Raw genomic sequence first — 12882 nt, 5'->3', positions numbered from 1 at the left:
TAAAAAGAGCATTCCCGCGTAAGAAAGAGTATTTCGATTAAATACCCTTATAAATACAATAATTTGAACCTTTCAGGGGTAATTCCTTCAGCCTTGCGGAAAGTCGCCACAAAATGACTGACATCACGGAACCCTACGCGCTCGGCGATCTCTTTTACCGTTAAGTGCGGGAAATCAGTCATCATTTCCTTAGCCTTGCGCAGACGTATGACGATCAGATAAGCGTAAGAGGTCACACCGAATGCCTGCTTGAATAATGTATTCAAATGACGGGCGCTGACATTCATCATCACCGCCATATCGGACAGGCCGATATCCGGGCTGGCATAATTTTCTTCCATAAAAGCCAGCACAGGCCCCAAACGTTCTACATTATGAGACAAGGAAGGCATAGAGCTGTATTGACCATGTTTGCGCAGCAAAGTTAGAAAGCGGTACATATTGGCCGAAGCGTCCAGCCCTGATAAATCCCGTTCACTCACCATAGAATGAAGCATACTTTCTCCAAAGCTGTGCAGTTCACTATGTGCGTCCCAATGATACCCGCGTGTATGCTTCAACCCTAGCTCAGTCAGCACAGCAGCGGCTATCGGTCCGTCAAACGTAATGTACAGCGTTCGCCATACTTTCGTCGCCCGGCTGTAAGCATGGGACTCGCCCGGCAGCAGCAGAACTCCGGCATGTTCTCCCAAACGGAAAGAGCCCCCCTTGAAAGTGAATACCCCCTCCCCGGACACGGTCTGAATCCAGTGAAAGCAGGGATAGCCCTCCGGCCGGGATACATCCTCCTGCCTGCTGTTAAATCCGATACTTTCGATAAAAAGCGGTAAAGAATGCTCACGCGTAGTTAGAAAAAATCGCAAATGATGGGGAGTTAAAATCATAAAAGGCACCTCCGGCGCACGCGGTTATGTATTCCTCAATGCAGATCCATATTGTTATATCCATGTTCATTTTATTATATTTAAAAGCGTTTACTTGTATTATAAGATAGAATTATTCTTATATATAGAGGTGATTGGCATGATAAGCGGTAAACTGCCTAAAGTATTTTACGGCGGAGATTACAATCCTGAGCAGTGGGATGACACCACACATCAGGAGGACTTAAGGATGTTCCAGCTGGCAGGAATTGATATCGCCACAGTCAACGTATTTTCCTGGGCCAAAATTCAGTCGGATGAAATCACATATCATTTTGAATGGCTGGATCAATTCATCGATAGTTTACATGAAAGCGGTGTCTTTGTGTGTCTTGCCACCAGCACTGCGGCTCACCCTGCCTGGATGGCGACCCGATATCCGGATATTCTCAGGGTCGATGCCGACGGGCGCAAACGAAAATTCGGCGGACGCCACAATTCCTGTCCGAACAGTCCCACCTACCGCAAATATGCGGAGAGCATGGCTGACCGACTAGCAGAACGCTACAAAAATCATCCTGCGATCCTCGTGTGGCACGTGTCCAATGAGTACGGCGGGGATTGCTATTGCGATAACTGTGCTGCTGCATTCCGGGTGTGGCTCAAACAAAAATATGGAACACTGGAAAAAGTGAACAGGGTATGGAATACTTCGTTCTGGGGACACACCTTCTATGATTGGAATGAAATTGTACCTCCAAATAATCTGAGCGAGCATTGGGGCGAGAATCACTCCACCTTTCAGGGCATTTCCCTTGATTACGCACGCTTTAATTCAGACAGTATGCTGGAATGCTATTTGCTGGAGTATAACGCGATCAAAAAGCATATCCCCGAAGCTGTCATAACGACTAATCTGATGGGCTTTTTCAAGCAACTGGACTATTTCAAATGGGCAAAGCACATGGATATTGTATCTTGGGACAGCTATCCGCGGGCTAATACCCCACCGAGCTATACCGCGATGACCCACGATCTGATGCGCGGTCTTAAGGATGGGCAGCCGTTTATGCTGATGGAGCAAACACCGAGTCAGCAAAACTGGCAAGCGTACAATTCACTCAAGCGGCCTGGCGTCATGCGGTTATGGAGTTATCAGGCGGTAGCACATGGCGCAGACACGGTCATGTTCTTCCAGCTTCGCCGTTCCATCGGAGCCTGTGAGAAATTCCATGGGGCCGTGATTGAGCATGTCGGTCATGAGAATACACGCGTATTCCGGGAGGTGGCACAGCTCGGCAGCGAGCTTGGCACATTAGGTAATACACTGCTGGATGCAACCGTAAACGCAAAAGTAGCCATTTTGTTCGATTGGGATAATTGGTGGGCACTGGAGAAATCAAGCGGTCCTTCTGTAGCGCTGAATTACGTCGATCAGGTGCATAAATATTATGCCGCCCTCTTCCGCCGTAACGTCCAGGTAGACTTGATTTCCGTGGAATCAGATTTCCAGAAATATGATCTCATTATCGCGCCTGTACTCTACATGGTCAAGCCGGGTACAGCGGAAAAACTGGAACAATTTACTGAACATGGCGGCACCTTTGTCACCACCTTTTTCAGCGGAATTGTAAATGAAAACGATCTGGTCACAACCGGAGGATATCCGGGTAAGCTGCGTAAGCTTCTTGGAGTTTGGGTAGAAGAAATTGACGCGCTTTTGCCGGAGTCACGCAATCGGATCGTATTGAAGGAACAGGTAGGAGCATTACAAGGGGAATATGAATGCGGCTTGCTCTGCGACCTGCTGCATAGCGAAGGTGCCGAGGTGCTGGCGGAGTATGGCGATGACTTTTATCAGGGAATGCCCGTACTGACACGCAATCGTTTTGGTCAAGGCGAAGCATGGTATGTTGCTTCAGACCCTGAAGAAGCTTTCCTGGACGGCCTGCTGGGCTATATTTGTGAGGAAAAAGGGATTCCGTCCTTGCTGCGTGCTCCTGCGGGTGTGGAGGCCAGCGTGCGCTCCAAGGATGGAAAATCGTATTTGTTCATCCTGAACCATAACGCCCAGAAACAGAATTATCATCTGGATGAACAAAAAGGACATGAGCTGCTCAGCGGCGAATTCCTGGAAGGAGATGTTACCATCGAAGGCTATGGCTTTCATGTGCTGGAATTATCATAAATATTTAATACCTCACATTATCGTTCACTTTACGGTATAAGTGCAATTTCAGGTATCAAAGGAGTTCATCATGAAACGACTGCTATGGATTGGCAGCTTGTCTTATTTTTTAATTGGCCTGGCGCACGTGGTTGTAGGGTCTCTGCTGCCCGTGCTGCTGGACCACTATGACCGGAATTATACGGAGGGCGGAAGTCTGATCTTCGCCCAATTTTCCGGTTTTCTGGCTGGCGTCCTGCTGTCGCCATGGCTTGCAAGGCAATTCGGCAAACGCCGGACGCTGGTATTCGCCTTGCTACTGCTGTGTGCAGCAGAAGGGCTCTACTCACTGCTGCCCCCATGGGGTTGGCTATATGCCGTCGGAGCGGCAGCCGGCTTTGGCTTCGGCATGGTGGAAGCGGTCATCGGCACCATCGTGATTAGCGGTATTACCGAAGGAACGGGCGCAGCTATGAGCCGTCTGGAAGTCTTCTTCGGGATCGGCGCGTTAGCAATGCCCGCGGTTGCCAGCCAGTTGATCGCCCTTGGCTGGTGGCGGCTGGCCTTTCCTGTTATCTCCGTCTGTGGAGCGGTGGCAGTCGTAGCCTGGCTACGGGGATCCTTCGGCAAACTGGATGCCGTATTGGACGAATATGAGCGTCGTGGGGAAAAGCATATGCATTCCGGCTCGGCCCCACATTCTCCATCCACGGGAGCTTCTAAAGGGGGCCCTGCGGGAAATTGGCTGCTGCTGGCACTGTTTATCATCTTTTTCTTTATCTATGTAGGGACAGAAATGAGCTTGGCCAATTTCCTGCCTTCTATGTTCATTGAACGGCTGGGCCTTACACAAGCTGAGGCGGCACTCAGTGTTACCTGCTTCTGGCTGGCAATGGCGGCCGGGCGGCTGTTCGCAGGCAACATTGCCGATCGTTACGGCTATGGTGTCTTTGTCGCCCTAAGCTCACTGGCGGCGACCATGCTGCTGTGCGTGTTCCCGCTGATCAAGGGCACTGCTGTTACCTTTGTCCTTATTGCGCTCCTGGGGCTGGGCATGTCCGGCATATTTTCCATCGCACTCGTTTTTGCCAGCAAAATGATGCCAGGCACAGAAGAATCCACCACCAGCCTGCTGATTGGTGCAGGTGGAGTCGGGGGGTGCTCTGCTGCCCTTATGGCTCGGAAACAGCATGGATCGTGGCGGAGCAGTCGCTTCAGCCTGGTTGCTGGCAGGCTTCGCTTGTATCTTGTGCCTGCTTGGCGGCATTCTGTACGCTATATACATGCGCAAAAAACGGCTTCAAACTGCTTCATAATTACGGCACGTTTCTTCTGGCGCCTTCGGCTGTTCCTTGGTGTGAACCAAGGTAACAGCCGGGGGCGCTATTTTTATATAACTAGATGAATGTACCTGTACAAAGACCCATTTTTATCCAAAATTAGATCATTGCCTATCAACCACAGGACAGATGTCCATGCCTGCCTTGGATGAATGGAGTAGTATACAACAAATCGATATGGAGGTGTTTGTATTGGGTCGTCCCGAATTGAAACGAAAGAAAGGCCGTAAAAAAGACGTTTTTATCCGCTCTTGGTTTAGTAAAAAACGTCCGAAGAGAAAATGCCATTCGAAACGAAAGTGCTTTTGCAAGGAAATCGTCGTCAGAAAGCAAATCGTCCGTGTAAATATACCTCAAAATGTTTTAGGTATAACAGGCGCAACTGGAGCTATAGGTGTAGCAGGTAACGTAGGTGCAGCGGGCACTGTGGGTGCTGCTGGAGCCGTCGGAACTGCGGGAAATGTCGGGGCTGCCGGTAATGTGGGTACTGCGGGCACCGTTGGGACTGCCGGAAATGTAGGCGCAGCGGGGGCTGTGGGCACTGCGGGCGCTGTTGGAGCTGCGGGTGCGGTAGGACCAGTAGGTCCCGTAGGTCCTGCGGGCATTCCAGGGGCAGTCGGTCCAGCAGGTCCTGCGGGCGTTGCAGGGGCGGTCGGTCCTGTAGGTCCTGCGGGTGCGGTAGGTGCCACTGGGGCTACGGGTACCGCAGGAGCGACGGGGTCCACCGGGGCTACGGGAGCTACAGGAACCGCAGGTGGAATAGCTCAGTTTGGTTATATCTACAACTTAGGATCCCGAGTCGTTCCAATAGAAGCGGATGTCATTTTCGATACGAACGGTATACTTACACCTGGAATTACCCACGCTCCCGGCACTACGCAGATTGCAGTTACCGATGCGGGGAACTATGAAGTTAACTTTTCAGTATCGGGTGTAGAGCCAGGCCAATTTGCCATATTTATCAATGGCACTCTGGCAGCAGGAACCATATACGGCTCAGGAGCTGGTACGCAGCAAAACACAGGGCAGGCCATCCTCGCTCTAGCATCCGGTGATGTTCTTACCCTGCGAAATCATAGCTCTGCCGCTGCGGTTACCCTGCAAACCTTGGCTGGAGGTACCCAAGCCAACGTAAACGCTTCTGTCGTTATCAAAAAATTAAGTTAGACATGGATACATCCGGTTTAACGTATGGCTGACCTGCCTGCTCATCTGCTAATATCAAACACCAGCTTGTTTCCGCTTGGGTCATGGCAGAAAATCCATTCTCTTCTCCATGGGTTGCATGGCCGTCAAGCTCTATGTGTTTTTTAGCTTCCACAAAGATCCATCGTCAGGAAGCAGCAGTATAATTTCCTTAACCCCTGTCGCATGAGCGGGAGGATGGGGGTTACCTTCTCCATTCCAACATTGCCGCCAATATGGTGATAATACCCGCCTGCGGACACAAATAACCGGGTATCAAACTTTCCTTGTACTTCAAACCCCATGGTATTCACATAAAAACGTAACGAATCTTCGATATTCGTATGAGTCATATTTTTTCCCCTGCTCCATATTTTTCATAGTATTTCAATGTGTTTATCAGTATATCAAAAAGGCTTACCCCAACTCAGGCTCGAATTGGCATAAACCTTGATTTAATAAGTGAGTATCATTCACTCCAATAGCTTAAAACGCCATAATAATTCCTTTGTCATTGGCATACATCGAACTGATTCCTCTGGTGGACACAATCAGAATATCCTTAAATTGATAGCGGTTCTTCAACGCATTCATTAGCTTCTCCGCAAGCCCGGGATTATTACAATGGGTAATTACAATGCTTTCCCCCTCCGTAGCCCGACCACTTCTTTCAATTGTATCTGCCAGCTTTTCAATGATTTGATTTTGACCACGCGCTTGGGTAAACAATGCGATATTTCCGTCACCGTCTGAACCCAAAATGGGTCTGATATGCAGGAATGAAAGTATCTTTCCCGTAATTTTATTCATTCGTCCGTTCTTCACCAGATTGTCCAGGTTCTCTAGCACAAAATAGGTTTTCATCTTCGTGATAAAGCTTTCCAGTGAAGAAATAATCTCTCCTTTATGATACCCCTCGTCGATCAGCTTGCGTAATTTTAGAGCTAACAATATTTGTCCAGCCGATGCGCTTTTCGAATCGAATACATGAACATCAGCCCCTTCTTCCTCCGCCATATCCTTACCAACCAATGCACTTGAATACGAACTGGACAGATTGCTGGATATTGTAATGGCAAAAGAAGTATGCTCACCTTGAAATGCTTCCTTATACAGCATAGGTGACGGTGAAGCCGATCCGATCTTGGTTGTACAGGCTTTCATTTCTTCCATAAACTGAGGTAAATCTAGCGTTTCATCATCTATAAAGCATTTTTCTCCCAAAGTCATGTTTAACGGGATCGTCGTGATTTTCATTTCTTCTCTAAGCTCTGGCGTTAAGTCACAGCAGCTATCTGCTACTATTTTATACCTCATCCTGTACACCCTCACATTATGTTATTTTTCCAGTAGAAGAATCCGCATTCATGATACTTATGGAAAGCTCGATCAATCGTATAAATTCCTTGACATCGTCCTCACCCAAACCCTCTACCAGTGCTTCAAAATAGCCTTCAATTCTCTCTTGTTTTTGTTTAATCAGGGATGCACCTTCTGATGTGAGCCTTACACACATTCGTCGTCTGTCATGCTCAGACATTTCCATGGTCACATAGCCTTTTTTTCTTAAGGCCGTAAGCGCTGCCGTAATTCTTGATCTGGATACATGCAGGTGGTCACTGAGTAAGGATGGATTAATTTCATCATCTTGATGCTGAACTAAATATTGAAGCACATGGTTTTCCCCTTGGATAAGCTCCGTCAGGCTGCTGAATAATTCCATGTCATAAATCCGGTTAACGGATTCTCTCAAATCATCCCTTAATTCATAATCTTTCATAGTGAACCTCCGTAAAACGCATAATACATATAGTTAACTATTAATACTATGTACTATAATGAATTACTGACGATAATAGCAATGAATTATTTGTGAATTTTAACACATAGAGGAGTTGTTACATTAGATGAAACCATTTACTCTTCGCCAATCCCAAAATTCCGATGTTGAAACCATTGCTAATTTACGGGCCATTGTACTGCGTAACGATTTAACCAGGTTAGGAAGATTTGATGAAGAAAAAGTTCGTCAACGCTTCCGTGATGCATTCGACTCTGTACATACCTGGATCATCGAAGTAGATTCTTCTTTTGTTGGTTGCATAGCTTTTAAACCGACGTTAGACGGTTATTTATTGGAGCATTTTTATATTCATCCCAATTACCAAGGTAAAGGAGTCGGCAATCAAGTATTAAGAAATCTACTTGAACAAAATGATGTAAAAGGAAACCGCGTAACCTTAAATGTCCTGCAAGGAAGCTCTGCCAGACGTCTTTATGAACGGTTTGGTTTTAAAGTTGAAAGTGAGGATCCTATTGACGTTTACATGTCCTTAATCGTAGAGGGAAATTCCAAAACCGTCGAAGGATATTAGCATCTATATAAACTGAACTTAAAGGTTTCATGTATTGCCACTGCGCATTCGGAGTCAGCTTATATAGAAGAAAAGGCCAACCAGTAAATGCTGGTTGACCTCATCATTTGAAGACTGCCGTACATTTCTTAACGGTAAGAACAGCCTTTTAAGGTGATAATATAGTTTCGTTATAACACCGATTTGACGGTGTCTTGGACTTGCTTCAACAGTCCTTTATAGCCATCTTCATCAAGGTAGCCGATACTTCCAAGCAGTAAATGACCAACGGATTCAATTCCAACGAAATCAAAAATACCCGTATCTGAAGTGATCTTCAATCCTGCGCTCATTCCGATTTCATCGTAGATCGCGTTGGGGGTACCGTGTGTATTCACAATAAAACCTTTTTTACCTGTAAGGAGCTTATTAATCCCTTCCGGACCAGCCGTATATGCAAAGCCGTAGGCAAATACACGATCAACGTAACCTTTCAGGATTGCAGGAAGACCTGTCCACCAAATGGGAGAAATAAAGGTGATCGTATCGGACTGCGAGATAAATTCCTGCTCTACTTTGATATCAGCCGGAGTTTGCCCAGCTCTCATAGCGGCAGTATCCTCAGGTTTTAATACAGGTTGAAAATCAAGGGCATATAGATCGCGTACAACGACTTCATCGCCTTTTTCTTTCAAGGTATTTACAACGGTTTCCAGTATCGCATGATTGAAACTTTCAGCGTTTGAATGAGCATAGATGATAAGATGTTTCATTTCAATAACCTCCAGATGTTTTATTGTTATTTTGGTATTCATATAGATATCTATACATTTACACAAAAAAATTTATAATCTGTTTTTTACATGTTCCAGCAGATATTCCAGTTGTTCTTTTTCTTCGTCTTTGAGACCACCATAAATGGTTTCTTTTAATCTATTGGAGATCGCCTCAAATACAGGCTCCAGCTCTTTCCCCTTATCGGTCAGATAAATCAGGGTAACTCTGCTATCCTCCCTTTCTTTTTTTCTTTCGACATACCCCAACTTCACTAGCTTGTCGATCAAAACAGTGACTGTGGGCTGCTGACGAGAAATTTTCTGCGTCAATTCCTTAATGGAAAGCCCGTCCTTTTGATAGAGGAACATTAATATTCCACCATGGGTAGGAACAATCCCTTCAACTCCATTTGATTCAAGCTCAGACACGATCAATTTATTGATCGAGTCTCTAATGGTTCCTATCAGTGCAGCTGCATTATTTTTTAACATACAAGCATTATTACATAGACATCTATATATATCAAGTATTTGTGTCAGTCTGATTTGGTTTTAATGTATGAATGATTCAAGTTGCCCTTTCTTTATTTTAGAAGTTAAGCAACAATGAAGAGGAGCTTCAGGAGTTCTTGAGTAAAAAAATGAGCAAGTGGGAATCTGTGATGACTTAATTCAAAATGGTTGATGGTGGACTGCTGTTGCAGACGCATTAAAAAGCCAAAATACCCAAAGTTCCTATGGCTTTGAGTATTCTGCCTTACATTGTTTATTTATGAAATGAAGAGATATTCGAAGCATGAGATATTTTAGTTGAGCGTTTTAAGTACCTCAGGTGTGAAGGCTTGAAGATCATGAATTCGACCTTCACGTATTTTCGTAGCCCATGCAGGATCGCCCAGAAGCGCACGCCCAACAGCTACCAAATCAAATTCATTGTTGTCCAGCCGTTCCAGAAGTTCATTAATATCTTGGTGTCCTGCCTCTTTCCCTTCCGTATAGAGACTTACAAAATCCTCATCCAGGCCTACAGAGCCAACCGTAATCGTGGTTTTTCCAGTCAGCTTCTTCACCCATCCGGCAAAACTCAGATCGGAGCCTTCAAATTCAGGTACCCAAAAGCGACGTGTCGAGCAATGGAAGATGTCCACGCCCGCTTGTACTAATACATTCAGGAATTGCTCCAGTTTATCCGGTGTATCGAACGGCTTTGCGTTGTAATCATTCATTTTCCATTGGGATAGGCGCATGACAATAGGGTAGTCAGGGCCAACCTCAGCACGAATAGCTTCCACAAGCTCAATGGCGAATTGAGCACGCTTTATGATATCGCCACCATAGCGATCCGTACGTTGGTTCGTTCTCTCCCAAAAGAATTGATCAACCAGATAGCCGTGCGCTCCATGAATTTCAACGCCGTCAAAGCCCAGTCGTTTTGCATTCGCAGCTGCATCGGCATAGGCCCCAATGACCTTGATGATTTCTTCTTCTGTCATCGGCTCGGTCACTTTATTTCCTTCCAAGTCCAGCCCCGATGGACCAATCGACAGCGCTTCCGGGTTCGGCTGAGATCCCAACGGACGAGCCATCCCCATATGCCAAATTTGTGGAAAAATTTTGCTACCGGCTTCATGAACCTGTCTGACCACTTCAGCCCAACCGTTTAAAGCCGCTTCCCCATAAAAATTTGGCACCCTCGGCTCACTTGTTCCAGCCGGATGGTCAATCACTGCACCTTCAGTAATAATAAGACCTACACCATTCTCTGCGCGACGGCGATAATAAGCGGCTACATCCGGTCCTGGTACACCATTTGGCGAAAAGGCGCGGCCCATGGCGGGCATTACAATACGAGTCTGTAAGGTCAGATTATGAATGGTATAAGGTTGAAATAAAGCTTCTGTTGAATGGACATTTTGCTGTTGATTACTCATGAATAGTATCTCCTCCATTTTCTTTTATCGTGTTTAGCATTTATATAAAAATTTGGTACACCATCAAGCGGTGTGCAATTGAAATGTTAGCAATGTTTAATTTATCATTCAACCAACAAAATGTTCATTCTGTTGCTTAACCAAAAGGGTTATGAAATTGTTGTATAACTAAATTCACTTGTTGACAAAACAACACATGTTTATAATGGGGGAATCATTCGATTTACCTGAAAGGAGTGTCTTGAGGATGCCTGGTGTAACTTCACCTAACCCAAACGATCCGCGCGTCATTCGAACACGTAGATTAATTCTCGACGCATTCGTTGACCAATTAAATAAGAAAGACTTCTACACTATTACGATCAATGACATTACCCAAAAAGCCACCATTAACCGTGCTACGTTCTATGCACATTTTCAAGATAAATATGCACTGCTTGAAACCCTTTTGTCAGATGGATTTTCGAAGTATGTAATCAATAGAATTGATGCTGAGGCACATTTGACCGAGGAGACCATTCAGAAGCTTATTCTTTCATTATGTGACTATCATGACACAAGTAACCAATGCGTCCATAAATATAATTCAGTGGCACCGATCCTGGAAGAACATATCAAGAATCAATTAGAGCAATTCATACTTCAGATCATAACAAGAGAAACAAACAACACAGATCAAAGAACGTTAGAACTTGCTGCAACCATTTTAAGCTGGTCCATTTATGGTGTAACCTTTCGCTGGAATGTGGAGGAAAAAAAGAATCCCCTGCGGCCTTAGCCGAGAGAGTCGTGCCATTAATATTTAATGGGGTTGTCTTATCTCTAGTCTCACAAATCTCTTAGCAGAAAATGCGAAAGGGCCGTTCCCAGTGTTCATCGATGATTTCCTGGGACAGCCCTTATAGTATATAACAAAATAATATCAGCTTTTATTTAAAGAATTTTCTTAAACATCTTGATGACTTGTTCTTTGGTAGGTATGAACGGATTGCCCGGAGCGCAAGCATCCTTCATGGAGTTTTCGGCAAGCAGATCCAAATCCACTTCATTTACACCCAGTTCAGAAAGTTTGGAGGGAATCCCTACTTCCTTCGACAGGTCTTTAATTCTTTGGATGACATAATCTGCGCATTCCTTATCTGTTTTCCCCTTGTCTTCAAAACCGATAACCTTAGCGATGGCACGAAACTTCTCTGGTACATGCTTCGCGTTCTCCTCCTCCACAATCGGCAGTAGCATGGCATTGCAAACACCATGAGGCAAATCGTATACGCCGCCAAGCTGATGCGCCATGGCATGAACGTAACCCAATCCAGCATTATTAAACGCAAGTCCTCCCAAGAAGATGGCGAAAACCATTTGCTCACGAGCTTCTATATCATGGCCGTTTCTCACCGTACGGGCCAAATGATTAAAAATAATCTCTACTGCTGCCAAAGCGGTCGCATCCGTAACAGGATAGGAACCTGGAGTAACCAAAGCTTCAATGGCATGGGTCAAAGCATCTAATCCTGTAGCTGCCGTTAACGCGGCGGGTTTGTCAACCATCAGTTCAGGGTCGTTGACCGAAATAGTAGCTACACTATTCTTGTCAACCATAACCATTTTGACCTTGCGCTCTTCGTCCGTAATGACATAATTGATCGTGATTTCAGCCGATGTTCCTGCCGTGGTATTAATAGCGACAATAGGCAGCGATTTATGCTTGGCTTTATGAACGCCCTCATACTCGGTTATATGTCCCCCATTGGTAGCAATAATGCCGATTCCCTTAGCCGTATCCTGTGGAGATCCTCCACCAATGGAAATTAAAAAGTCACATCCGTTTTCTTGCAGAAATTGAACGCCATCATGTACATTTTTACAGGTCGGATTGGGTTTGACCTCATCATATACCATATAGTCCAAGCCAATCTCATCCAACACGGATGTGACCTTGCCTGCAATACCGCTTTTCATCAAAAACTTATCCGTCACAACAAGTGCTTTGTTTAAATTCAGTTCTTTTATATAGGGTCCAACTTCATGCAAACAGCCTTTTCCCATTAGATTGATAGACGGTACAAAAAATACATGTGCGCTCATAAACATCGGCCTCCTAAAGGATTCACTTCTTGATGCCTCGCTAAATACGGAACCATTCTTTAAAGTGAAATATTTCACATATGTAATTTTATCTTTATTTTGTTTTGCTGTCAACAATTAAACACAGATTTTATTTTGTTTTATTTTTGTTTACTTTGGTTTCGCAAAAAAGGCTAGGCTT

The 12882-nt window shown here is 45.2% G+C and carries 12 protein-coding genes and 1 pseudogene; 5 read left to right on the top strand and 8 right to left on the bottom strand.

The genetic code is table 11. The annotated features are described in order from the left end of the window. Window positions 1–47: 47 nt before the first annotated feature. The gene (locus QMK20_RS09995) at window positions 48–884 is read right to left on the bottom strand and encodes an AraC family transcriptional regulator (protein ID WP_044644915.1); all 837 of its coding nucleotides are present in this window, start codon (window positions 882–884) and stop codon (window positions 48–50) included. A 139-nt stretch (window positions 885–1023) separates the two neighbouring features. Here QMK20_RS09995 and QMK20_RS09990 point away from each other — a divergent pair, with 139 nt between their 5' ends. The 3 genes and pseudogenes from QMK20_RS09990 (at window position 1024) to QMK20_RS09980 (ending at window position 5537) form a co-directional block, all read left to right on the top strand. Beyond that, window positions 1024–3051, top strand: coding sequence for a beta-galactosidase (locus QMK20_RS09990; protein WP_283655595.1), 2028 nt, complete (start codon window positions 1024–1026; stop codon window positions 3049–3051). A gap of 70 nt (window positions 3052–3121) precedes the next feature. Next, a pseudogene (locus tag QMK20_RS09985) lies at window positions 3122–4346 on the top strand (MFS transporter). Window positions 4347–4739: 393 nt separating this feature from the next. Then, entirely contained in the window at window positions 4740–5537 is a 798-nt protein-coding gene (locus QMK20_RS09980; RefSeq protein WP_404519306.1) for a BclA C-terminal domain-containing protein, read from the top strand. A gap of 143 nt (window positions 5538–5680) precedes the next feature. Here QMK20_RS09980 and QMK20_RS09975 read toward each other — a convergent pair whose 3' ends face one another. From QMK20_RS09975 to QMK20_RS09965, 3 genes are all read right to left on the bottom strand, one after another. Continuing rightward, on the bottom strand, window positions 5681–5908 hold the full coding sequence (locus QMK20_RS09975) for a VOC family protein (protein ID WP_283655593.1): 228 nt from the start codon (window positions 5906–5908) through the stop codon (window positions 5681–5683). Window positions 5909–6041: 133 nt separating this feature from the next. Then, window positions 6042–6872, bottom strand: a complete 831-nt coding sequence (locus QMK20_RS09970) for a DegV family protein (RefSeq protein WP_283655592.1) — start codon at window positions 6870–6872, stop codon at window positions 6042–6044. Between the two features lie 16 nt (window positions 6873–6888). After that, window positions 6889–7335, bottom strand: coding sequence for a MarR family winged helix-turn-helix transcriptional regulator (locus QMK20_RS09965; protein ID WP_283655591.1), 447 nt, complete (start codon window positions 7333–7335; stop codon window positions 6889–6891). Window positions 7336–7462: 127 nt separating this feature from the next. On the opposite strand from QMK20_RS09965, the gene QMK20_RS09960 reads away from it, so the two are divergent. After that, window positions 7463–7930: a GNAT family N-acetyltransferase gene (locus QMK20_RS09960; RefSeq protein ID WP_283655590.1), complete on the top strand. Its 468-nt coding sequence runs from the start codon at window positions 7463–7465 to the stop codon at window positions 7928–7930. 170 nt (window positions 7931–8100) lie between these two features. On the opposite strand, the gene QMK20_RS09955 is transcribed toward QMK20_RS09960, so the two are convergent. The 3 genes from QMK20_RS09955 to QMK20_RS09945 all read right to left on the bottom strand — a co-directional run bounded on the left by QMK20_RS09955 (window position 8101) and on the right by QMK20_RS09945 (window position 10616). Next, window positions 8101–8682 (bottom strand): NAD(P)H-dependent oxidoreductase, encoded by a 582-nt coding sequence (locus QMK20_RS09955; protein WP_283655589.1) that lies wholly within the window; start codon window positions 8680–8682, stop codon window positions 8101–8103. 72 nt (window positions 8683–8754) lie between these two features. Beyond that, window positions 8755–9177, bottom strand: a complete 423-nt coding sequence (locus QMK20_RS09950) for a MarR family winged helix-turn-helix transcriptional regulator (protein ID WP_283655588.1) — start codon at window positions 9175–9177, stop codon at window positions 8755–8757. 314 nt (window positions 9178–9491) lie between these two features. Continuing rightward, entirely contained in the window at window positions 9492–10616 is a 1125-nt protein-coding gene (locus QMK20_RS09945) for an NADH:flavin oxidoreductase (RefSeq protein ID WP_283655587.1), read from the bottom strand. Between the two features lie 247 nt (window positions 10617–10863). On the opposite strand from QMK20_RS09945, the gene QMK20_RS09940 reads away from it, so the two are divergent. After that, the gene (locus QMK20_RS09940; protein ID WP_283655586.1) at window positions 10864–11394 is read left to right on the top strand and encodes a TetR/AcrR family transcriptional regulator; all 531 of its coding nucleotides are present in this window, start codon (window positions 10864–10866) and stop codon (window positions 11392–11394) included. 155 nt (window positions 11395–11549) lie between these two features. On the opposite strand, the gene QMK20_RS09935 is transcribed toward QMK20_RS09940, so the two are convergent. Next, window positions 11550–12701: an iron-containing alcohol dehydrogenase gene (locus tag QMK20_RS09935; protein WP_283655585.1), complete on the bottom strand. Its 1152-nt coding sequence runs from the start codon at window positions 12699–12701 to the stop codon at window positions 11550–11552. Between the last annotated feature and the right edge of the window lie 181 nt (window positions 12702–12882).

Source organism: Paenibacillus sp. RC334 (assembly GCF_030034735.1).
Classification (GTDB): Bacteria; Bacillota; Bacilli; order Paenibacillales; family Paenibacillaceae; genus Paenibacillus; species Paenibacillus terrae_A.
This window is presented reverse-complemented; position numbering and strand designations above follow the sequence as displayed.